Origin of the sequence: Streptomyces sp. NPDC008092, from assembly GCF_042957285.1 — a bacterium.
In the GTDB taxonomy this organism is placed as follows: Bacteria; Actinomycetota; Actinomycetes; order Streptomycetales; family Streptomycetaceae; genus Streptomyces.
The window spans coordinates 553334-575581 of the sequence record NZ_JBIBHY010000002.1 but is presented as its reverse complement, the minus strand read 5'-3'; the positions used below and the strand labels follow the sequence as shown (position 1 = coordinate 575581).

Sequence of the window (22248 nt, the reverse complement as noted above, 5' to 3'; positions counted from 1 at the left end):
GTTTCCATTCATCCGAAGGGGTCGACCACGTACCTCAGGGGCGCGGGGAACTGCGCGATCAACCCCCACGCACCCGCACCCGACCACGCACCTCACTCGGCAACCGCTCCCGACGTTCCGGACTCGAGAAGCCGCCCGCCGTCCCACACCACCCCCACCTGCCGGAAATAGGCAGCGATCGGCTCCCGGACCTCCAGCCGAGCCAGCTCCTCCGTAGGCGCCTCGAACAGCTCCAACTCGGCCTCCCCCACCCACGGCTGGCCCCCTTCGAAGTCCGCCGCCCCCGACTCGATCAGCTCGTCGAGAGCCAGCCCCTTGCCCTTCTCGACGGAAGGCAGCCACCGGTGATGAGCCATGGGATGCCCGTTGACGAACCCGTTCGTCCCGGAGGGTTCCCGCAGCGTCACCACCGCCTGGGCCAGCCGCCGGTCGGCCGCCGCCAGCGTCGCCCCGAACCTCGCCCCGGCCTCGATCCGCGGAGCGGGCCCGTACGGGTGCGGCCGCGTCTGGTGGATCGACCCGAGCTTCTTGGGATACCCCTGGTGCAGCCCACGGGCGATCGCGAAGTCCTTGTCGACCCAGATGTAGACGCACCGCGAGTACGTCCGCCCTTGGTACTTGCAGCGCACGACCGCGAAGGCCTCCTTGTACTGCGCGCGCACCGGGTCGAGCAGTTCGTCCCCGGACGCCGAGCAGGACTGCCAGTCGGCCCAGATCAGGGCGACCGCGCCGGGGTCCTCGTCGGCCAGCTCCAGCGGCTCGGGGAGCAGTTCCCGCACCCGTGCGGGGTCGGTGCGGTACTCGACGGTGAGCAGGTCACCGGAGTACCGCCACGGCGGCGCCGGGATCAGCGACGAGGCGCCGCTCGCCGTCCTGGGGTGGAAAAAGCCACGTACACCGGTCACTTGGGGCTCCTCAGACGGTCGCGGTGGGCGCGGGCTGCTTGAGCAGCTCGGCGCGGTAACGGGCGGCGGACGCGGCCATGGCCTGGCCGCCGAGCGCGACGACGCCGACGATCCGGCCGTCGCGGTGGTAGCCGACGAGCACGTCGCCCGCCGGGTCTCCGTCGAGGACGCGGACGTCGTCCTTGCCGAGCGCCGGCGCCCCGAAGGACTGGAGCCGGAAGTCGTGCTGGTCGCTCCAGAAGGTGGGCAACGGCGCGAAAGGCGCCGGCGCAGTGTCCGCGACCAGCGTCTTCGCCGCGTGCTTGGCGGTGTCGGTCGGGATGCACCAGTGCTCGACCCGGCGCGGGACACCGTCGTAGCGGGCGTTGGGGAACCGGGCCACGTCGCCCACCGCGACCACGTCCGGCCGGCCGCCGGCCCGCAGGCAGGCGTCGGTGAGCACGCCGTCGGTCAGGTCGAGTCCGTTGCCGTCGAGCCACTCGGTGTTGGCGACCGAGCCGACCGACTCGACCACCACGTCGGCGGGCAGCACGGAACCGTCGCTCAACTCCACACCGGTCACCCGCTCGTCCCCGAGGAACCCGGCCACCCCGACGCCCAGCGCGAACCGCACCCCGCGCGCCTCGTGCCGCCCGAGCAGCGCCCGGCCGAGCAGTTCTCCGAGCGGCCCGACCATCGGCAGCGGCAGCGGATCGACGACGGTCACCTCGGCGACGCCGAGCCCCACCGCGGTCGCGGCGACCTCGCAGCCGATGAACCCGGCGCCGACCACGACGACCCGGGCGCCGGGCCGGGTCAGCGCCGCGCGCAGCCCCTGGGCGTCGTCGAGGGTGCGGACCGTGTGCCGGCCGGTACGCGGTCCCGGGCAGGTCAGGCGCCGGGGGCGCATCCCGGTGGCGACGACCAGTCCGTCGTACGACAGCTCGGTGCCGTCGTCGAGCCGTACCGTCCGCTCGTCCAGTGCCGCGGCGACCACCGTCCTGCCCAGTCGCCATTCGGCGTCGGCCACGCTGGCGCGCGGCCGGAAGGCGAGGGACTCGAAGGGTGCCTTGCCGGCCAGGACCTCCTTGGACAGGGGCGGCCGGTTGTAGGGCATGTGCGGTTCGTCGCCGACGAGGGTGATCGCGCCGCTCCAGCCGGCCGCGCGGAGCTGCTCGGCGGCGCGCAGGCCGGCCATGGAGGCGCCGGCCACGACGATGCGCGGATCCACGGTCAGGCCTCGATGCGGATGGCCTGGAGCGGGCAGACGTCGGCCGCTTCCTCGACCTCGTCGCGCAGCGCGTCGTCCGGGTCGGTGACGTGGACGAGGTGGCCGGCGTCGTCCAGGGAGAAGACGTCGGGGGCCGCGAAGACGCACTGGCCGTGGTCCTGGCACTTGTTCATGTCGACGACGACCTTCATGGCCGGTCCTCCTGAGGGAGCGGGAGCGAAGGGAGAGGGGGAGGAAGTGGGCCCGGCCGGTCCTGCCGGCCGGGCCCTGCCAACGGGTTGCGGCGGACCGCGTCCCGGACTCGTTTGGCTTCAAACAAGGTAGGCAGCCGCCACCCCCTGGTCAATACCTATCCGTATGGATAAATTCTTTGCGTCGCCCCCTTGCGGCAAGGTGCACCCCTGCCTACCGTTTGGCTTCAAACAGCAGGCCGTAGTGCTGCCCAGGCCCTCTGCCGTCGCACCCCGGCCCCGCCCTCACCTTCCACACCACCTGCCTCTTCGTGGTGTCCCGACGTCCGTCCGCGCAAGGAGACAACGGTGAGCGATCAAGACCATGCAGAAGTCCGCCGGCACCTGGACCGGCTCACCGCCGACGGCATCGACGTCGTCCGGGTGACGTATCCCGACCTCGTCGGCACCGAGCGGGCGCGTGACGTGCTGGTGGAGGAGCTGCCCCGGGCTCTGGAGCACGGGCTCGCCTTCTGCCGGGCGGTCTACCACACCAGTCCGCAGGGGGACGTGGTGCCGGTCAGCGGCGGTCTGGACGCCGGACTGCCGGACGTCTGCGTACGGCCGGACCTCGCCACCCTGGTCGCGCTGCCCTGGGAGCCGGGCGTGGCGGCCTGCCTCGCCGACGTCACCGATCCGGCCACCGGGGCGCCGGCTCCCGAGTCACCGCGCGACCTGCTGCGGTCGGTCCTGGAGCGGTGCCGCGAACACGGGCTGAGCCCGGTCGTCGGGCCCGAGCTGGAGTACTTCCTGTGCGAGCCGGACCCGGGCGGCGGCTGGCGGCGCTACGGCAGCGTCCCCGGTGTCGTCTACACCGCCGGGCTGCGCGCCGACCCCGACAACCATCTGCTGCGCACCCTGCGGCAGGTGCGCGACCTGCGCATCGGGGTGCTGAGCGGCAACCACGAGTTCGACGGCGGGCAGTTCGAGATCAACCTGCTGCACTCGCAGGCCCTGTCCGCGGCCGACCGGGCGTTCCGTTTCAAGGCGGCGGTGAAGGAGCTGGCCCGGCGCGAGGGGCGGCTCGCCACCTTCATGGCCAAGCCCTTCAACGACGCGGGCGGCTCCGGTTTCCACCTTCACCTGTCCTGCGAGGGCGAGGCCGCACGCAACGTCTTCGACGACCCGTCCGGCGCGTACGGCCTCTCCGCCACCGCCCGGCACGCGATCGCCGGCATCCTCGCGCATGCGCCCGCCCTCGCCGCGCTGCTGAACCCGACCGTCAACTCGTACAAGCGCTTCGGGCCCGACACCCTCGCCCCCTGGCTGATCGACTGGGGCCTGGACAACCGCAGTGCGATGGTCCGCGTGCCGCCCGAGCGCGGTGCCGGCGCGCGGCTCGAACTGCGCCTCGGGGACGCGAGCGCCAACCCGTACCTGGCGATCGCCGCGACCACCGCGGCCGCGCTCCTCGGCGTGCTGGCCGGCGAGGAGCCGCCCGCCCCGCTGGAGGGCTACGGGTACGACACCACGAAGGCGCCCGTGCTCCCGATGGACCTGCCCGCCGCCCTGGACGCGCTGGAGGCGGACACCGACCTGGCCGGGCTGCTCGGCAAGGACTTCACCACGTCGTACCTCACCTACAAGCGCAACGAGGTCGAACGCTTCCAACGGCACGTCACCGACTGGGAGTTCACCGAGTACGCCTACCACCTGTGACCGACCGCGGCCGTCCGCGACCACCTTCGAAGGACCGACGATGACCACAACCACCGGCGTCGAGACCATGCGGCTCGCCGACGTCGACCTCGCGAACCTCGACAACTTCACCGACGGGGTCACGCCCTGGCGGATGTTCCACACCCTGCGCCACGAGGACCCGGTGCACTGGCAGCCCGAGGAGGCGCCCAACTCCGGTTTCTGGGCCGTCACCCGGCACGCCGACATCGCGCGCGTCGACCGCGACGCCGAGACCTTCACCTCCACCCGGTTCGTGAACCTGGAAGAGCTCGACGAGGACCAGATCCGCAAACGCGCCTCGATCCTGGAGCTGGACGGGGTACGCCATCGCGCCCTGCGCAGTGTGATCCAGCGGCAGTTCGGGGCGGGGGTCATCAACAGCTACACGGACTTCCTGCGCGGGCTGACGGCGAAGACGCTCGACGCGGCACTGGCCAAGGGGACCTTCGACTTCGTGAAGGAGGTCTCCGCGGACTTCCCCATCAACGTCCTGGCCCGGCTCCTGGACGTGCCGCCGGAGGACAACCAGCGGCTCATCGACTGGGGCAACCGCATCATCGGCAACACCGACCCCGACTACGCGGACGTCCTGCTGCACAGCGCGGAGAGCGAGAAGTACCGCGACCTGCCGTTCCGCTCCCCCGCTTCCCTCGAAGTCTTCGAGTACGGACGGGAACTGGCCCGGCAGCGGCGCGGCGGCGCGGGGACCGACCTGGTCTCCAAGCTGGTCAACACCACCCCGCGCGACGGGGTCCCGCTCTCCGCGCAGGACTTCGACAACTACTTCCTGCTGCTGGTGGTGGCCGGCAACGAGACCACCCGGCACACCATCACCCACTCCATGCTGGCCCTCCTCCAGCACCCCGAGCAGCTGGCCCGGCTCCGGGACGACCCGTCGCTGATCCCTACGGCGGTGGAGGAGTTCCTGCGCTGGGCGTCCCCGGTCTACCACTTCCGCCGGACCGCGACCCGTGACGTCGAGCTCGGCGGCAGGCGGATCAGGGAGGGCGACAAGGTCGTCATGTGGTACGCCTCGGGCAACCGCGACGAAGAAGTGTTCGGCAACCCGTACGACTTCGACGTGGCCCGGCAGCACAACGACCACGTCGCCTTCGGCAAGGGCAGCCCCCATCTGTGCCTGGGCAACCTGCTCGCGCGCACCGAGATCCGGATCATGTTCGAGGAGCTGATCCCGCGGCTGGCCGGCATCCGGCTGGCCGGCGAGGTGCCCCGGGTGCGCTCCAACTTCGTCAACGGCATCAAGAGGCTGCCGGTGGAGGTGACGCTCGCCTGACGTCCCGGGCCGGAGCGCGGGCGCCGTGCGTCAGAGTGCCGCCGCCCACGCGTCTACGGTCGTCACCTCGGCCTGCTTCGGGAACACCTTCTCGGTGAGCACCCGGTGCACCTCCGGGTCGGAGTCGAGGCAGCCGTCGGACAGGACGGTGAGCTCGAAGTCGAGGTCGGCGGCCTGGCGCAGGGTGGACAGCACGACGCCGCTGGTGGCGATGCCGGTGAGGACGAGGTGGTCGATCCCGCCGGCCCGCAGCACCATGTCGAGGTCGCTGCCGGCGAAGGCGCTGACCCGCCGCTTGGTGACCACCGGCTCGCCGGGCGCGGGAGCCACGTCCGGGTGGACCTGCGTGGACCGGTCGTCGCCGGCCGGGCGGGGCGTGGCGCCCACGAGGCCGCGGAACATCTTGTTGCGGGCGCTGACCTCCGGGTAGCCCGGGCGGAAGCCGACCACCACGTAGATCACCGGGACGCCGCCGGCCCGGGCGGCGTCGATCGCCTTGCCCAGGCGGGGCAGGTACTCGGCGTCGGGAAAGCGGTCCACGACGACCTGCTGGACGTCCATGACGAGGAGGGCTTGCTGCGGCACCGTCTCTGTTCCTTCCACGCGACCCCCGTTGGTCATCAAGCGATTACTTGGCAACGTAGACCTCGCTGCGGGATCATGTCAACGCATGATTACTCCGTGGCGGAGCGTGGGTCCGCCGAGGGGGCCGGGATGGCGTCGAGGAGAGGAGCCGCTGTGTCATCGGACGACGTGAGCGATCAGGCCGCCGACGGGACCCGGCGCCGGGATGCCGCGGCGACCCGGCAGGCCCTGCTGCTGGCCGCCCGCTCCCGGTTCACACGGCTGGGCTACGACCGTACGACGCTGCGGGACGTCGCCGCGGACGCCGGGGTCAATCTGGCGCTCATCAAGCGGTACTTCGGCTCCAAGGAGGGCCTGTTCAAGGCGGCGCTGGCGTCGACGCCCCGGTTCCTCGGCGGCGAAGGGGGGTTCCCGCACGACCGGGCCGCGCTCGCCGAGGCGCTCAGCCGCCAGCTGGCGGCCGGGGCGTGGGCGGAGTTCGGCGAGCACCCGGTGCTGATGCTGCTGCGGGACTCCGGGGACGAGCAGGTGGCGGAGCTGCGCCGGCGCGCTCTGGAGGAGTTCGGCCGGCAGGTCCTCGAAGCGTCGGGGGCGTCGTCGGCACCCGACGCCGAGCTGCGGGCGGAGCTGCTGGTCGCCCTCGGCGTCGGGGTCGCCGTCGTACGCTCGGCCGTGGGCCTGCGGCCCCTGGCCGACGCGACACCCGACGACCTCGCGGGCCCCCTCCACGACGTCGTGGAGGGGCTGCTCGGGCCGCCGCGGGGCTGAGAGCCCCGCCCGGAGGGGTCACTCGGGCCAGGCGGAGTCCCGGATGACCTCGACGAAGTCGCCACGCCGGAAGCCGGGGACGAAGTGGGCGAGCACGTCGGCCTTGACGTTGCCGAAGGTGGTGTCGGGGCGGTCCTGGCTGCCCTCGGTGAAGGCGGCGAGGATCTGGTTCTTGAAGTCGGGGCGGGGGTGCGCCGCGACGACCGCCGCGCGCTGCGCGTCGGTGACCTCGTGGTAGCCGATGCCCAGCACGTCCAGCTCGACACCGCGGGTGACCAGGGCGATCTCGGGTGCCATGTGCAGCGGGATCTCCGGGGTGGTGTGCAGGGCGATGGCGGTCCAGACCCGGTCGGCGGGCTCGCCGGTGATGCCGTGGGCCCGCAGGAAGGCGCGGGCCTCGTCGGCGCCGTCGATCTCGAAGCGCTGGTCGGTGCGGCGCAGGCTCTTGGTGAGTCCCAGGTCGTGGAACATCGCGCCGACGTACAGCAGTTCGGGGTCGAAGCCCAGCCCGAGGGCCCGGCCGCGCAGCGAGCCCCACAGGAAGACCCGCCGGGAGTGGTCGAACACCAGCGGGGTGGCGACGTCGCGGACCATGTCGGTGGCCTCCCGGACCAGGGCGGTGTCCGGGATCCGCACGCCTGCGATCTCTTCGTTCATCGTTCTCGGCCTCCGTACCGGATGGGTGATGTGCCTCCAGGGTTCTCCGGGGGACGTAGGCTGGGCCATGTCCCTGCTGCCAGGAAAACCACGGATTCGGACATGACTCATCGGGTGGGCATTGTGGTCTTCGAGGGGGTGACCATGCTCGACGTCAGCGGTCCGTCGGAGGTGCTGCACCTGGCGGGACGGCTCGCCGACCCCTACGAGCTGGTGCTGGTCTCCCCGGAGGGCGGCACGGTCACCACGTCCGCCGGGCTGGCGCTGACCGGCACGGTCCGGGCGGCCGACGCCGGCCCGGTCGACACGGTCCTGGTGGCCGGCGGCGACCGGCTCGCCGAGCGGCCGGTCGAGGACGAGCTGCTCGCCACGGCCCGCGGTCTGACCGAACGGGCGCGCAGGGTGGCCTCGGTGTGCACGGGGGCGTTCGTGCTGGGCGAGCTGGGGCTGCTCGACGGCCGGCGCGCCACGACGCACTGGCGGCACGCGGCCGCCTTCGCGCGCCGTTTCCCCCGGGTGCGGGTCGAGCCGGACGCCATCCACGTCCGCGACGGGCGGTACGTCACCTCGGCCGGCATCAGCGCGGGCATCGACCTCACCCTCGCCCTGGTGGAGGACGACCACGGCGCGGACGTGGCGCGGGACGTCGCCCGCGAACTGGTCGTGTTCCTGCAACGCCCGGGCGGCCAGTCGCAGTTCTCCACCGCGATCACCACGCCGCCCGCCCGCAGCGACCTGCTCCGTACCCTGGTCGCGTCCGTGCTCGCCGATCCGACCGCCGACCACAGCCTGCCCGCCATGGCGGCGTCCGCCGCCGTCAGCGCCCGGCACCTGACCCGGCTGTTCACCGCCGAGCTGGGCACCACGCCCGCACGCTGGGTCGAGCGGGTCCGCCTGGACCGTGCCCAGCAGCTGCTCCTGGAGGGTCACAGTGTGACCGCGGCCGCCCAGCACAGCGGCCTGGGCACCGACGAGACCCTTCGCCGCGCCTTCGCCCGTCACCTGGGCACCACGCCGACCCACTACCGCAGACGCTTCGCCACCACCGGCCGCCCGGATCGGCCCGGACCGGGCCGGACCGGCTAGGGGACCAGCACCAGCCGCCCGCGCACCCCGCCCGCGGAGAGGCGGGCGTGGGCCTTGGCGGCGTCGGCCAGGGAGAACGTCTCGGCCACCCGGAGCGTCAGCACGCCCTCGTCCACGAGTCCGGCCAGCTCCGCCAGGCGCGCCCCGTCCGCGGTCACGGCGACGGCGGCGGTCCGCACCCCGCGCACCGGCGCCGGCTCGCCGCCGGGCCGGACATCGACGTAGCCGCCCCCGTCGCGCACCCACTCCAGAGCCGGCTCACCGAGAACCGCCGCGTCCAGGACGGCGTCGAAGCTCCCCGCCGCGACGTCGCCCGCCGTGAAGTGCGCGGCCCCCAGCGACCGTACGAGCTCCTCGTCGGCCCCGCGGGCCAGCGCGGTCACCGACACCCCCCGGTGGGCCGCCAGTTGGACCGCGAAGCCGCCGACCGCACCCGCCGCGCCGGTCACCAGGAGGGACTGCCCCTCGGTCAACTCCAGCAGGTCCAGGGCCTGTACGGCGGTCAGCCCGTTCAGCGGCAGCGTCGCCGCGTGCACGGCGTCCACCGTGGCCGGCGCCGTGGCCACCGCGTCCGCCGCCACGACGACGTACTCGGCGTGGGTGCCGAGCGGCCGCACCATGCCGGGGTCCAGCGCCACCACCTGGTCGCCGACGCCCCAGGCGGTGGCGACGCCGGTCGCGTCCACGGTCCCGGCCACGTCCCAGCCGAGCCCGATCCGCTTGCCCGCGCCGCCGAAGAAACCGGCCCGCACCCCCTCGTCCACCGGGTTCAGCGCGGCCGCCGCGACCTTGATCCGCACCTGGCGCGGGCCGGGCTCGGGCCGCTCGGTCTCCACGACCTCCACGGCCTCGGGCCCACCGAAGGTGTTCACCACTGCTGCACGCATGACGAGTTGCTCCCTCTACGGCTTTCCTTCCTTGGTCTCTCCGCGGCTGTCTGCAACCCTAGGAAGAGCTACTATCTACTGGTAAGTAGTTACCTGAAGGTGCCTAGGTCCCCCAGAGGTGAGCGATGCCGACGACAACGGCGGCCCAGCGGCGCGAGCAGGCGCGCGTGGAGTACGACGCGTTCATCCGGGCCTGCCCCACCAACCAGCTCCTCGACCGGATCAGCGACAAGTGGGTGAGCCTCGTCGTCTGCGCGCTGGCCCCGGGCCCGATGCGCTACAGCGAGCTGGCCCGCAAGATCGCCGGGGTCAGCCCCAAGATGCTCACCCAGACCCTGCGCTCCCTGGAACGCGACGGCATCCTCGCCCGCACGGTGACCCCGTCCGTCCCCGTCCGCGTGGACTACGAACTCACCCCGCTCGGCCTCAGCCTCTCCCTCCTGCTGGCGGGCGTGAAGGACTGGGCGGAGACCTACATCGAAGAGGTCCACGAGGCGCGCGAGCGCTATGACGCGGGGGCCGAGAGCTAGGCGCTCCACCGGAGGTGCCGCGACAGCCGGCCGCAGGCCGCGACAGTCCTCCGCCGGCCGCGGCGCCGTCGCGGCCGGTCCCGCAGTCGCTCCGAGAGCCTTCGGCCGGGGCACCCCCCGTGCCCCTGCTCGGCGCTGCCGAACCGCAGCGGACCTCGCCGTACCCGCTCGGTCGCCCGGCGGTACGGCCCGCGGACGCGCCGACCAGGCGGCCGAAAAGCGGTGTTCAGGCGCTCGATCGCGCCGCTCGCAACCGCCAGTTCAAGCCGATGTTCTGATGCGGTCATGACATTCGTGGTTCCCGGGTGTCAATCTGCTCTCCGAAAGTTCACCGTCTCATCACAGGTTGTCCCACACAACTCCCGTGTCCGACCCCTGTCTTCACCCCGCACGGCCACGAGGACCTGACCCCCCTCGGACCGTGCCACCCACCCGCGCGCCGCCGGACGGCCTCACCAGGCCGACCCGCTCTCCCGGGCCCCACCGGGCCCGACCACCCCACAGAAGGAGAACGCATGTTCCGGCAGGACCGTCATCAGCAACGCACCAGACACAGCGTCGCCCTGGCCCTCACCGCGGCAAGTGCGATGCTCGTGGCCGGAATACAGAACGGCACCGCCGTGGCCGCATCCGGCGGTCACGCCCCGGCCAGGATCCTGGCCACCCCCGACGCCGGCGCGGCCCCCGCCGCGCTCTCGCCGGCGAGGCACGCGGCGCTGCTCAAGAGCGCCGCCACGGACGCTCCCGACACCGCACGGACCCTCGGCCTCGGCGCCGGCGAGAAGCTGGTCGTCAAGGACGTGTCCCAGGACGCCGACGGAACGACGCACACCCGCTACGAACGCACCTACGCGGGCCTCCCCGTCCTCGGCGGCGACCTGATCGTCCACGACGACGGCGGCCGCCTCACGGTGTCGCGGGCCACGAAGGCGGCCCTCACGGTTCCGTCCGTCAAGGCGAAGGTCTCCTCGGCGACGGCGAAGGCCAAGGCGCTCACCACCGCCGCGAAGGCCGGTGCCGAACAGCCCGCGATCGACGGCGCCCCGCGCCTGGTCGTCTGGGCCGCCTCCGGCAAGCCCGCCCTGGCCTGGGAGTCCGTGGTCGGCGGCTTCCAGGACGACGGCACCCCCAACGAACTCCACGTGATCACCGACGCGGACACCGGAAAGCAGCTCTTCAAGTACCAGGGCGTCGAAACCGGCACCGGCACCGGCCAGTTCAACGGGACCGTGCCCCTCGGCACCACGCTCTCCGGTTCGACGTACCAGCTCGTCGACGGCGACCGCGCCGGACACCGCACCTACGACCTGAACCAGGGCACCTCGGGCACCGGCACGCTCTTCACCGACGACAACGATGTCTGGGGCGACGGCACCCCTGCCAACCGGCAGACCGCGGGCGTGGACGTCGCCTTCGGCGCGGCGGCCACCTGGGACTACTACAAGAACGTCTTCGGCCGCAACGGCATACGCAACGACGGCGTCGCCGCCTACAGCCGCGCCCACTACGGCAACAACTACGTCAACGCCTTCTGGCAGGACGCCTGCTTCTGCATGACGTACGGCGACGGTTCGGGCAACACCCACCCGCTCACCGCGCTCGACGTGGCCGCCCACGAGATGAGCCACGGTGTCACCGCGGCCACCGCCGGCCTCACCTACTCCGGTGAGTCGGGCGGTCTCAACGAGGCGACCTCGGACATCTTCGCCGCCGCCGTCGAGTTCTACGAGAACCTGCCGGCCGACGTCCCGGACTACCTGGTCGGCGAGAAGATCAACATCAACGGCAACGGCACCCCGCTGCGTTACATGGACAAGCCGAGCAAGGACGGCGCGTCCAGCGACTACTGGAGCTCCTCACTGGGCGGACTCGACGTCCACTACTCCTCGGGCCCGGCCAACCACTTCTTCTACCTGCTCTCCGAGGGCAGCGGAGCGAAGACCGTGAACGGGGTCGCCTACGACAGCCCCACCTACGACGGGCAGCCGGTGACCGGCATCGGCATCGAGAACGCCCAACGCGTCTGGTACCGGGCCCTCACCACCTACATGACGTCGAGCACCAACTACGCGGGCGCCCGCACCGCCACCCTCCAGGCGGCGGCCGACCTGTTCGGCGCCTACAGCCCCTCCTACCTCGCGGTGGCCGACGCGTGGGCGGCGATCAACGTGGGCAGCCGGATCGCACTGGGCGTCAACGTAGCCCCGATCGCGGACCAGATCAGCGGGATCGGACAGGCGGTGTCCCTCCAGACGTCCGCGTACACCACCAACTCCGGCGCGGGCCTGACGTACACGGCGACCGGCCTGCCGGACGGTCTGACGATGAGTGACACGGGCCTGATCTCCGGCACCCCGACCACCCTCGGCACCAGCGACGTCGCCATCACGGTCACCGACGACACCGGCGCGAGCAGCACGGTGAGCTTCTCGTGGGAGGTGGCCTACGTCTACGCCAACGCCACCCGCGTCGACATCCCCGACAACAGCACCGCGGTGGAGTCCCCGGTCACCGTCACCGACCGCACCGGGAACGCCTCGGCGACCACCCAGGTCTACGTGAAGATCATCCACACCTACCGGGGTGACCTGACGGTCGATCTGGTCGGACCCGACGGAACGGTGTACTCGCTGCTGAACAGGAGCGGCGGCTCCGCCGACAACGTCGACCAGACGTTCACCGTCGACGCGTCCGCACAGCCGCTGAGCGGCACCTGGAAGCTCCGGGTCCAGGACCACGCGGCGATCGACGTCGGCTACATCGAGCAGTGGCGGCTCATCCCCTGAGCCGCACCCGCCCCTGCACCTGACCTGAGGTGAGGAGCCGTTGTCCCGGGACGCCGCCGCGGCCCGGGACAACGGCTCCGCCCGGGTGCTGACAGCACCCGTTCGGCGTAACGTGTTGTGCGAATGAACCGGTCGCGGGCCATGCGGTCCGATGTCGTCGGTCGGCCCGTTGGTCTCCGTGGCGTGCACCCGCATCAGTCAGGAGCGCATCGTGGGGACACCTGTTCGTCGACGCGCGCGCGGCGGATCCGCCGTGCGCCGCACCTCTGTTGGACTCGTCACCACCGTGCTCGCCGCCGGTGTGTGCACCGTGCCGGCCGCGGGGGCGGCCGGCCGTCCCGTGTCCGCCGTCTCGGCCGTCTCGGCCGCGAGTTGCGCCGACACGGTCTACACGAAGATGACCCAGGCCCAGCGGGTCGGCCAGTTGTTCATGGGCGGGGTCAACGCCACCCGCCCGAGCACTGCGGACCTGCAGACGCTGCGTACCTACCACGTCGGGTCCGTGATGCTCACCGGACGCAGCAGCGCCGGGACCACCGCGACCCGGAAGGTGGTCGACGCCTTCCGCACGCAGGCCGACACGGTCGGCGGGCACCGGGTCGGGCTGCTGGTCTCCACCGACCAGGAAGGCGGCCAGGTCCAGGTGCTCAGCGGCCCCGGTTTCTCGGTCATCCCCAACGCCCTGACCCAGGGCACGTGGAGCACCGCGACCCTGCGCAGCCGCGCCGCGACCTGGGCGGGGCAGCTCAAGGCAGCGGGCCTGGACCTCAATCTCGCCCCGGTCGCCGATGTGGTGCCCGCGAGTCTCGGCACCCGCAACGCCCCCATCGGCCGCTACTACCGCGAGTACGGCCACACCCCCGCGGTCGTGACCTCGCACACCGGCGCCTTCGCCGCGGGGTTCCGCACGGCCGGGGTGATGACCACCTTCAAGCACTTCCCCGGACTGGGCCAGGTGACCGGCAACACCGACACCACGGCGAACGTCGTCGACTCCGTGACCACCGCCACCAGTGCGAGCCTCCAGCCGTTCCAGAGCGGGATCAAGGCGGGTGCGCCGTTCGTGATGATCTCGTCGGCGAAGTACACGAAGATCGACTCGAAGCACCTCGCCGCGTTCTCACCGACCGTCATCAACACGCTGCTGCGCACCAAGTTCGGCTTCAAGGGAGTCGTCATCTCCGACGACCTCGGCCAGGCGGTCGCGGTCCGCGCCTACACCCCGGCACAGCGGGCGGTGCAGTTCATCAACGCCGGCGGCGACATGGTCCTCACGGTCAAGGCGTCGACCGTACCGGCGATGGTCCAGGGGGTGCAGGCCCAGATGGCGAAGGACGCCTCCTTCCGCACGAAGGTCGCCGCCTCCGTCCACCGCATCCTCACGGCCAAGGCCGCCGCCGGCCGCCTCACCTGCAGCTGAGACCGGCCGCCCGGATGCGCCCCGCAGGCCGGACGCGTTCGGGCAGTGGTGTCCGGTAGTCGGGCAGGAGACGCAGGACACGGAACGCGGACTTCAGGAACACCCGAACGACGCGTGCACGGCGGGGACCGAGCCGGCCGATCCGGTGGAGCCGGCAGACCCGCTCGCCGGCGAGGTAGCGGGTCAGGTCCCTGCCGAACGCCCGGAAGGGCGCGGGGAACCAGCGGCCGGCGAAGTACTCCATCATCGCGGTCGCCACGGCATGCCCCGCCTCGGTCGGTTCGTAGGGCCGCGAGTCGAACTTCACGGCGAACTCGGTCATCGCGTCCCAGTCCTCCGGAAAGGGCTCGTCGGCCAGCGAGCCGGACTCGCGTTCCAGGAGGCGGAAGAGGGTCTGCGCCCAGCGGTGCCAGGCGGTCTTCATGGGCTCGCTGGTGCCGGGCAGTCCCAGCGAGGTCAGCAGGCGGTCGCCGTAGGTGGCGAGCAGGACGAGGAGGTAGACGAAGTCGTCGGTGTCGTCGAAGTTGCCGGGCAGGTGCGGGGTGGCCCGGGCGACCGCCAGGTGGATGCGGTTGAGCCGGTCGGCCGCCGCGCGCCCCGCTCCGCTGGACAGGCCGTCCACCATCCAGGCCATCAGGAAGCGGTTGGCGTCCTGGTACCGCCGCTCGGGTCTCGTCGCCAGCTTCGCGGTGTGCGCCAGCGTCGCGGCCGTGGCGCCCGGCTGCATCATGCGCATGGTGCCCGGGTAGAGCGTCATCGCCAGGGCGAACTCCGGGATTCTGTAACCGACATAGAGCGAAATCATCCGCTCCCAGTCGGTCTCCGGATCCAGCCCGGCGAGTTCGCGGTCCACCCACTTGTACCCACGGCGCAACGTCGGATCCCCTCAAGCCGGAGCCACGCGCCGCGCCGCCCCGGCTCTGCCGGGAACGTGACGCCGCGCGGGCGGAAACTCCCCGGAGAGCAAGACGCCGAAAACGCGCTCATGGCTCCGTCCGGCGCGAGGTCGGCGCCTCGTCCGCCGGACCCGTGGTGCGGGGCCGGGCCGCTCAGGCCGGGCCGGGCCCCGACGCGTCCCGGCGGGAGACGGCGAGGTAGCCGACGAAGCCGGCGATGGCGACCGTCCAGGCGAGGGTCACCGGTGCCAGTCCCAGGGCGAGCCCGCCCCGGCTGTGCCCGACCGCCATCCAGTCGGCGAGCGAGGCGCCGAGGGGGCGGGTGATGACGTAGGCCGTCCAGAAGGCGGCCACGGCGTTCAGGGCACCGCCGCGGTGGGCGATCGCCGGGACGCTGATCGCGACGGCGAAGAGGACCGCCGAGCCGAAGTAGCCGAGACCCGCGGTGGCGGTCAGGTCACCGGCGGCGGTACCGAGGGCGAAGGTGGCGAGGACGGCCGCCCAGTAGAAGATCTCCCGTCGGCGGGTGCGGATGCCGTGGATGGACAGCGTCCGCTCGACGGCGTACCAGAGGGCGAAGACCGCGGCCAGCACGACGAGGAAGAACGGGGTGGACAGCGCGTAGGGCACGCCGAGACCCACGTGCAGGACGTCGGCGGCCATCGTGCCGAACACGCTGACCATGACGACCGCGGTCCAGTACACCCAGGCGATGTACCGGCGGGCCGCGAACTGCACGACCAGGGAGACCGCGAGCGCGAGACCGCCGAGACCGACTGCCGGTATCGGGCCGAGGACGTGGGCCAGCAGGTCCGACGCGGTCTCGCCCATCCCGGTGGTGAGCACCTTGATGATCCAGAAGTAGACGGTGACTTCCGGCACTTTGTTCGCCATGGTGCGCAGGGGAACGCGGGCGCGGTCGTCGAGGAGGTGCTCTGTGGTCATGGGCCGCACGATGGCACGCCGTGCACCCGGTGCCACAGATGTCTTTACCAATGCTTTGGCGCCTCTGGTGCATGAGTTTCAGGTCCGCGCGCCGGCCCTGAACACAACCTGAACGTCACAGCGAACTCCCTGGTCACGGTGGTTGGGTAGGTGATACGCAGGTGAGTTCACATGTGGGTGCCCACGACGACGGCCGCCCCGCCGCCCTCCCGCGATCGTCTAGAGTTCCGTACGACGTCTACAAAGTTGTAGTCGTTCAGGTGTTCAGGTGAGACCGTCCGCCGGAAAGGGCCCCGTTCATGACCACACCGTTCCTCGCGGCGTCACAGCTGGCCGTGAACGTGCTCGACGCTCATTCGCTGCTGTCGGCCTTCGGCGTGCTGGGCGTCGGGGTGGTGATGTTCGCCGAGACGGGGCTGCTGATCGGGTTCTTCCTGCCGGGCGACTCGCTGCTGTTCACGGCCGGCCTGCTGTGCACCGGCTCGGCGCAGGGGAGCCTGCACCTGTCCCTGGGACCGCTGCTGGTGGCCGCGGCCGTGGGCGCGCTGGCCGGCGCGCAGTTCGGGTACCTGCTCGGCCGGAAGGCGGGCGGCACCCTGCTGGCCCGCAGCCGCTCCAAGCGCCTGCACGAGGGCGTGCAGCGCGCCGAGGACTTCCTCACCCGGTACGGCCACGCGAAGGCCATCGTCCTGGCACGCTTCGTGCCGGTGGTGCGGACGGTGCTCAACCCGATGGCGGGCGCGCTGGAAGTCCCGGTACGCACGTTCACCCAGTGGCAGGTCGTCGGCGGACTCGCGTGGAGTGTCGGCCTGACCCTCGCGGGATACGCGCTGGGCTCGTCGATCCCGAACGTCGACCGGTACCTGCTGCCGCTGGTGGCACTGATCGTGGTCGTGTCGCTGATCCCCGTCCTCTCCGAGGTGTACCGGGGCCGGCGCGCCGCCGGGTCCGAGGAAGGCCGCGGATGACCGCCCCGACCCCGGCCGTGGTGCGGCCGTAGCTGCGACGGAGGACCATGCGTCACAAGATCCTGGTGGTGGAGGACGACCACGCCCTGCGGGACGTCCTGCGCCGCGGGCTGGCCGACGAGGGCTTCGAGCCCGTGCCCGCCGCCGACGGCGCCACCGCCCTGCGGCTGACCGACGACGGCATCGGCGCGGTCGTGCTGGACGTCGGGCTGCCGGACGCGGACGGCCGGGACGTGTGCCAGGCGATGCGCGCCAACGGATTCGCGGCGCCGATCATCTTCCTCACCGCCCGCCACCACCTGACCGACCGGCTGTCCGGGTTCTCCGCGGGGGCGGACGACTACCTTCCCAAGCCGTTCCACCTCGCCGAACTCGTCGCCCGGCTGCGGGCCACGCTCAAGCGGTCCGCTCCGTCGGCGGTGTCCACGGCCGGGGACCTGGTCCTGGACGCGACCCGGCACAGCGCGCACGTCGGCGAGGCCCGGATGGAGCTGTCCCCGACGGAGTTCCGGCTGCTGGCCACGCTCGTGGCCGCGGGCGGGGACATCGTGGGCCGCCGGGACCTGGTGCGGGCGGCGTGGCCGGACGGGGCCCAGGTCAGCGACAACACACTGGACCAGTACCTGAGCCGGCTGCGCCGCAAGCTGCGCGAGGCGGGCAGCGACCTGAGCCTCGGGACAGCGCGCGGGATCGGCCACCGGCTGTCATGAACGGCCTCCTGCGCCACCTGGCCCCGCGCACGCTGCGCGGCCGGCTCTCGCTCGTGGCGGTGACCACCGCGGCCCTGCTGGTGACCGTCCTGACCGTGGCGTTCAACACCGTCATGGAGCGGCACCTGCAGCACCAGGCGGACGCCGAGCTGGGCAACCGTGCGGCCGCCGTCGCCACCACCGTGGACACCAGCGGCTCCCAGGCGCGGGTCCTGGAGACCGTCAACGACCGGCTCCTCGACGCCAACGTCTGGATCTACACCGGGACACGGCTGCTGGAGAAGCCCCCGTCCGCCACCGCCGGCAGCGCCCTGACCGAGGCCGCCGCGCGGCTCGCCGTCCGGGGGGACGGCGTCTGTACGACCGTGACGGCCCGGGATCCCCGGTCCGTCCGCCTGTGCGCCCACTCCGTGGCCGGGCGGCACAGCAGGGCGACGGTCGTCACCGCCCTGGATCTCGCTCCCTACCGCAACTCGGCGGACACCGTGCTGCTGGGGTCCCTGGTCCTGGACTCCCTCATGCTCGGGTGCACCTACGTGCTGACCCGCCTCGCGGTGGGGCGGGCACTGCGTCCGGTGGGCACCATGACGGACCAGGCCACCGAGTGGAGCGCGGTGGGCTCCGACGAGCGCTTCGGTGCCGCCGGCCAGCCGGCCGAGCTCGCCCGCCTGGGGGCTTCGCTGGACGCGCTGCTGGACCGCATCCGTACCGTGCTGCGGCACGAACGGCAGCTGACCGGGGAGCTGTCCCACGAACTGCGGACCCCGCTCACCCGGATCATCATCGAGCTGGACTGGTGGCGGGCCCGGCCGCGCTCCGGCGCCGAGACCCGGGCGACGCACGAGGTGATCGCCGAGGCCGCCCAGGCCATGCGCACGATCTGCGACACCCTGCTGGACGACGCCCGCGCGGAAGCGCGCACCCCCGTCACGGCCCCCGGCGCCACGGCCGTCGTACCGGTCCTGCACCGGCTGGTCGACCGCCTCGGGACGCCGGAGCGGGTGAAAGCCGTCGTCGACGCGGCCGACCCGGAGCCGGCCGCAGGGGTCCGGCCGGCCCTGCTCGAACGCATCGTGAGCCCGCTGCTGGCGAACGCGCTCCGGTATGCCCGCTCCACGGTGACCGTGTCCGCGCGTCCGGTGCCCGGCGGGGTGCGCATCAGCGTCACCGACGACGGTCCCGGCGTACCGGAGGCGTTCGTGGGCGACCTCTTCCAGCCCGGCCGCCGGGCCGATCCCGGGGACGGGCACGACGGCGCGGGCCTCGGACTGCCGCTCGCGCGCCGCCTGGCCCGGTCCGTGGGCGGCGAGGTGTCCCACGATCCCGCGTACACCTCGGGGGCGCGCTTCCTGGCCGACCTGCCCGCCGGGTGAGGCGCCGCGGGACCGCGGACGTCGTGTCCTAGGAGGCGGCCCTGCGTTCCCGGAACTGCGCGTAGGCCATGAAGCCGAGCAGGACCGCCAGCAGCACGGCCGAGGAGCCGGCCGTACCGAGGTCGAGACCGCCCTTGGCGGCCGGCTTGGTCAGGAAGTCGCCCGCGGTCGCGCCGAGCGGCCGGGTGAGGACGAACGCGATCCAGAACAGCAGGACGTTGGGCACCGCGGGCACCTTCATCAGTACGGCCAGGACGGCGAGCGCGCCGCTCACCAGCAGCGCGCCGCCGGCGTAGCCGAGGCCGGAGCTGTCGGAGAGGAAGTCGCCCATCGAGGTGCCGAGGGTGTTGGAGACGAGGATCGCCGACCAGAACAGGGCCTCGCCGCGGAGGGTGACGATCTCCCGGATCTGGAAGGTCATGCCGCTCGCTTTCCAGACCGCGAAGATGACCAGCAGGATCGAGATCAGGATCGCCGCGCCGACCGGGTAGCCGAGGCCGAGGCCCTGGGGTCCCCAGCCCAGTGCGGTGGCGCCGTTCGAGAGGTACTTGGCGCTGGCGTCGCGGTTCATGAAGTCGGACATGGTGGTGCCGGCCATGCTCGTGGACAGGATGACGGTCCAGTACAGGAACGGGTGGTAGCGGCGGGACCCGAGCTGGGCGGCGAGGGTCGCCACGAACACCAGGAACAGCGCGATCGTGGTGAGGAAGTAGCCGAGCTTCAGGGTCTGCGCGAAGAGGTCGCCGGCGGTCTCGCCGAGGGTGGTCGCGGCGATCTTCATGATCCAGAACGCCAGTGTCACCTCCGGGAGTTTCTTCACCACCGACGTGATCCTGCCCTGTGCCGCGGGGCCGGTGAGGACTTCGGGCTGCTCCAAGGTGGGGGGCTCCTGTTCGGTCGTGCCGCAGGGCGCGCGCTCCGCGGGGGATACCGGGAGACGCGCGCCCTGTCGTGGGCGGCCGCGTGGGGCGGCCGCCGTGACCGACCTTGGCAGCACCGGCCCGGACGGAACCCGAACATCTGCCGCGTGCCTGGTCAGACCGCGTGCCGCGGCATCCGCTGCGGCTGCGTCACATCCTTGCGGGTGACGGACAGGAACACGACGAGCCCGAGGATGACGGCGAGGAAGACGGCGCTGGTGACGACGGTGCCCAGACCCAGGCCGCCGTCGCCGTTCGGCTGGGAGAGGTAGTCGCCGAGGGACGCGCCGAGCGGACGGGTGAGGACGTAGGCGGTCCAGAAGCTGAACACCGCGTCCAGCCCGAGGGCGCGGTGGGCGAGGGCGACGGCGGCGAGGGCCAGGCCGAACAGGACCGCGGCGAGCCAGTAGCCGAGGGCCATCCGCTCGGAGACCAGGTCGCCGGCTGCGGTGCCGAGGGCGAAGGTGAACAGGACGGCGAGCCAGTAGAACGTCTCGCGGGCGGTCGTGTCGATCCGGTGGATGGACAGGGTGCGCTCGCGCCGGTACCAGACCACGAAGACGACCGCGAGGACGATCGCGAAGACGGTGGTGCCGGTCTCCAGCGGGACGCCTATGGTGTCGGTGAGGTTGTCGCTGACCAGGGTCCCCACGACGCTGATCAGGGCGACGGCCGACCAGTACACGCCGGCGCGGTAGGCGGCGGTGCGGAACTGGACGACCAGGACGACGGCCAGCAGCGCGCTCATCAGGATCGAGACACCGGTCAGGCCGAGCCCGGCCTTCTGGGCGAGCAGGTCGGCCGCGGTCTCGCCGACCGTCGTGCAGAGCACCTTGATGACCCAGAAGTAGACGGTGACCTCGGGCACCTTGTTCCGGCGCGGTCGGAGCCCGCCCGCGGACGCCTCGGCGTCGGCCCCCGCGGGAGCGGGGGTCTGCGATGTCTCGTGTGTCATGGGGCCCGACCGTGTCACGGGACACCTGAACGCATCCTGACTGCCGGGCCGATCCTGATCCTGGCTGCCGGGCCGTGCCGAGGTCCGCGCAGCGAGGTCACCGGGGACCTGCCGCCCGCTGGGCCACCACCGGCACCGGCTCCCCGCGCCCTTCCCAGGGCCGGGCCAGCGCGACCAGCGCCAGCCCCGCCGCCACCAGCGCGCCCAGCATGACGAGCGCCATCGGCCGGGAGCTGTCCTCCCCGAACACGCCCACCAGCGGTGCGGCCAGGGCGCCGAAGAGGAACTGGAAGCCGCCGAGGAGCGCGGAGGCCGCGCCCGGGGCGGTGCGGCCCACCGTCTGGCCGATGCTCATGGCGCTCGGGAAGACCAGGCCGATGCCGCCGGCGGTCACGAACAGGCTGCTCCAGGTGCCCGCGAGGGTCTCGCCCACGGTCACCACCAGCAGGACCTGCGCCAGCGCGCCGAGCAGGGCGATGCCGACCCCGGCGGAGAGCAGGGCGTTCAGGCGGGTGCCCCGCCCGGCCAGCCGGGCGAAGGAGGCGCCGGCGGCGAGCATGGCCACGGCGTTGGTCGCGAAGATGAGGGAGTAGGTGGTCGAGGAGACGCCGTGCAGGTTCTCGAAGACGAAGCTGGAGCCGCTGATATAGGCGAACAGCGCGGCCGAGACGAAGGCCACCACCAGGACGTGTCCCATGAAGGTGCGGCCTGCCAGCAGCGTGCCCATGGCCCGGAAGGCCCCGGCGAGTCCGCCGCTCCGGCGCCGCTCCGGCGGCAGCGACTCGGGCACCGCCCGCACCACGGCGAGCAGGAGCAGCACGCCGAGCACGGCCAGCACGGCGAAGACCGCCCGCCAGGTGGAGACGGCCAGCACGGCCCCGCCGAGCACCGGTGCGGCGACCGGGGCCACGCCGACCACCTGTGACAGGACCGCGAAGTAGCGCGGCAGTTCGGGCCCGTGGAAGCGGTCGGTGAGGACGGCCCGGGCGAGCACCATGCCGGCCGCGCCCGCGACGCCCTGCAGGAAGCGGGCGCCGGTGAGGGCGGCGATGTCCGGGGCCGCGGCGCAGGCGAGGGAGCAGAGGACGAATCCGGCCGACCCGGCCACGAGCAGCCGGCGCCGGCCGAGGCCGTCGCTGAGCGGGCCGATGACCAGCTGGCCGACGACGAGTCCGGCCAGGAAGGCGGTCATGGTCAGCTGCACGGCCGAGCTGCTCGCCCCGAGCGCCTTCCCGAGTGCGGGGAGACCGGGGACGTACACGTCCGTCGCGAGCGGGGCGACGGCGGTCAGCGCGCCGAGCACGGCGATGAGGGCGGTGGCCGTGCGGCCCGAAGGCGCAGGTCCGGGGGTGTCGGGGACGGCGTCGGCGCGGTTGCGCGAGGATGACGGGGCTGACATGGAAATAAAGGTAGCCGATAGTTCACCAGCTAACAAACATGAAG

At 72.3% G+C, this 22248-nt stretch carries 21 protein-coding genes; 10 read left to right on the top strand and 11 right to left on the bottom strand.

From position 1 onward, the window contains the following. Positions 1-92 precede the first annotated feature (92 nt). From ACFZB3_RS07530 to ACFZB3_RS07520, 3 genes are read right to left on the bottom strand one after another with little or no spacing between them, the layout of a single operon-like run. A complete protein-coding gene (locus ACFZB3_RS07530; protein ID WP_391371192.1) occupies positions 93-905 on the bottom strand; it encodes an acetoacetate decarboxylase family protein in 813 nt (270 codons plus the stop codon). A 10-nt stretch (positions 906-915) separates the two neighbouring features. Next, positions 916-2115 (bottom strand): FAD-dependent oxidoreductase, encoded by a 1200-nt coding sequence (locus ACFZB3_RS07525; protein ID WP_391371189.1) that lies wholly within the window; start codon positions 2113-2115, stop codon positions 916-918. A gap of 2 nt (positions 2116-2117) precedes the next feature. Further along, complete coding sequence (locus ACFZB3_RS07520) at positions 2118-2306, bottom strand: ferredoxin (RefSeq protein ID WP_361300407.1); 189 nt, start codon at positions 2304-2306, stop codon at positions 2118-2120. 348 nt (positions 2307-2654) lie between these two features. Here ACFZB3_RS07520 and ACFZB3_RS07515 point away from each other — a divergent pair, with 348 nt between their 5' ends. Next, on the top strand, positions 2655-4004 hold the full coding sequence (locus ACFZB3_RS07515) for a glutamine synthetase family protein (RefSeq protein ID WP_391371185.1): 1350 nt from the start codon (positions 2655-2657) through the stop codon (positions 4002-4004). Positions 4005-4044: 40 nt separating this feature from the next. Continuing rightward, positions 4045-5319, top strand: a complete 1275-nt coding sequence (locus ACFZB3_RS07510) for a cytochrome P450 (RefSeq protein ID WP_391371182.1) — start codon at positions 4045-4047, stop codon at positions 5317-5319. A gap of 30 nt (positions 5320-5349) precedes the next feature. Here the strand turns inward: ACFZB3_RS07510 and ACFZB3_RS07505 are convergent, their stop codons facing one another. Further along, positions 5350-5904 (bottom strand): isochorismatase family protein, encoded by a 555-nt coding sequence (locus tag ACFZB3_RS07505; RefSeq protein WP_391371179.1) that lies wholly within the window; start codon positions 5902-5904, stop codon positions 5350-5352. Between the two features lie 153 nt (positions 5905-6057). Here ACFZB3_RS07505 and ACFZB3_RS07500 point away from each other — a divergent pair, with 153 nt between their 5' ends. Further along, positions 6058-6672 (top strand): TetR family transcriptional regulator, encoded by a 615-nt coding sequence (locus tag ACFZB3_RS07500; protein WP_391371176.1) that lies wholly within the window; start codon positions 6058-6060, stop codon positions 6670-6672. 18 nt (positions 6673-6690) lie between these two features. Here the strand turns inward: ACFZB3_RS07500 and ACFZB3_RS07495 are convergent, their stop codons facing one another. Then, complete coding sequence (locus tag ACFZB3_RS07495; RefSeq protein WP_391371173.1) at positions 6691-7329, bottom strand: HD domain-containing protein; 639 nt, start codon at positions 7327-7329, stop codon at positions 6691-6693. 102 nt (positions 7330-7431) lie between these two features. On the opposite strand from ACFZB3_RS07495, the gene ACFZB3_RS07490 reads away from it, so the two are divergent. Next, positions 7432-8415, top strand: coding sequence for a DJ-1/PfpI family protein (locus ACFZB3_RS07490; RefSeq protein WP_391371171.1), 984 nt, complete (start codon positions 7432-7434; stop codon positions 8413-8415). On the opposite strand, the gene ACFZB3_RS07485 is transcribed toward ACFZB3_RS07490, so the two are convergent. Continuing rightward, positions 8412-9302, bottom strand: coding sequence for a zinc-binding dehydrogenase (locus ACFZB3_RS07485; RefSeq protein ID WP_391371168.1), 891 nt, complete (start codon positions 9300-9302; stop codon positions 8412-8414). The two genes, ACFZB3_RS07490 and ACFZB3_RS07485, sit on opposite strands and share 4 nt — an antisense overlap. 125 nt (positions 9303-9427) lie before the next feature. Between ACFZB3_RS07485 and ACFZB3_RS07480 the strand changes: the two genes are divergently transcribed. From ACFZB3_RS07480 to ACFZB3_RS07470, 3 genes are all read left to right on the top strand, one after another. Further along, on the top strand, positions 9428-9832 hold the full coding sequence (locus tag ACFZB3_RS07480; RefSeq protein WP_391371166.1) for a winged helix-turn-helix transcriptional regulator: 405 nt from the start codon (positions 9428-9430) through the stop codon (positions 9830-9832). A gap of 515 nt (positions 9833-10347) precedes the next feature. After that, positions 10348-12618 (top strand): M4 family metallopeptidase, encoded by a 2271-nt coding sequence (locus tag ACFZB3_RS07475; protein ID WP_391371164.1) that lies wholly within the window; start codon positions 10348-10350, stop codon positions 12616-12618. Positions 12619-12871: 253 nt separating this feature from the next. Beyond that, positions 12872-14038 carry a glycoside hydrolase family 3 N-terminal domain-containing protein gene (locus ACFZB3_RS07470; protein WP_391371162.1) on the top strand — a complete coding sequence of 389 codons (1167 nt, stop codon included), beginning with the start codon at positions 12872-12874 and terminating at the stop codon, positions 14036-14038. On the opposite strand, the gene ACFZB3_RS07465 is transcribed toward ACFZB3_RS07470, so the two are convergent. Together ACFZB3_RS07465 and ACFZB3_RS07460 are read right to left on the bottom strand one after the other, a co-directional pair. Next, positions 14025-14912 (bottom strand): DUF2236 domain-containing protein, encoded by an 888-nt coding sequence (locus ACFZB3_RS07465; protein ID WP_391371159.1) that lies wholly within the window; start codon positions 14910-14912, stop codon positions 14025-14027. The genes ACFZB3_RS07470 and ACFZB3_RS07465 overlap by 14 nt on opposite strands. A gap of 175 nt (positions 14913-15087) precedes the next feature. Continuing rightward, complete coding sequence (locus ACFZB3_RS07460; protein ID WP_391371157.1) at positions 15088-15879, bottom strand: hypothetical protein; 792 nt, start codon at positions 15877-15879, stop codon at positions 15088-15090. Positions 15880-16178: 299 nt separating this feature from the next. Between ACFZB3_RS07460 and ACFZB3_RS07455 the strand changes: the two genes are divergently transcribed. Genes ACFZB3_RS07455 through ACFZB3_RS07445 form a run of 3 tightly spaced genes read left to right on the top strand, consistent with a single transcriptional unit; the run spans position 16179 to position 18930 of the window. Beyond that, positions 16179-16847, top strand: coding sequence for a VTT domain-containing protein (locus tag ACFZB3_RS07455; RefSeq protein WP_391371155.1), 669 nt, complete (start codon positions 16179-16181; stop codon positions 16845-16847). 47 nt (positions 16848-16894) lie between these two features. Continuing rightward, positions 16895-17557, top strand: coding sequence for a response regulator (locus tag ACFZB3_RS07450; protein ID WP_391371152.1), 663 nt, complete (start codon positions 16895-16897; stop codon positions 17555-17557). Continuing rightward, entirely contained in the window at positions 17554-18930 is a 1377-nt protein-coding gene (locus tag ACFZB3_RS07445) for an ATP-binding protein (protein WP_391371149.1), read from the top strand. The genes ACFZB3_RS07450 and ACFZB3_RS07445 overlap by 4 nt, the downstream gene beginning before the upstream one ends. Before the next feature lie 28 nt (positions 18931-18958). On the opposite strand, the gene ACFZB3_RS07440 is transcribed toward ACFZB3_RS07445, so the two are convergent. The 3 genes from ACFZB3_RS07440 to ACFZB3_RS07430 form a co-directional block, all read right to left on the bottom strand. Next, positions 18959-19807, bottom strand: coding sequence for a hypothetical protein (locus ACFZB3_RS07440; protein WP_391371146.1), 849 nt, complete (start codon positions 19805-19807; stop codon positions 18959-18961). A 158-nt stretch (positions 19808-19965) separates the two neighbouring features. Then, the gene (locus ACFZB3_RS07435) at positions 19966-20805 is read right to left on the bottom strand and encodes a hypothetical protein (protein WP_391371143.1); all 840 of its coding nucleotides are present in this window, start codon (positions 20803-20805) and stop codon (positions 19966-19968) included. 97 nt (positions 20806-20902) lie between these two features. Next, the gene (locus ACFZB3_RS07430) at positions 20903-22204 is read right to left on the bottom strand and encodes a Bcr/CflA family efflux MFS transporter (protein WP_391371140.1); all 1302 of its coding nucleotides are present in this window, start codon (positions 22202-22204) and stop codon (positions 20903-20905) included. Positions 22205-22248: the final 44 nt, after the last annotated feature.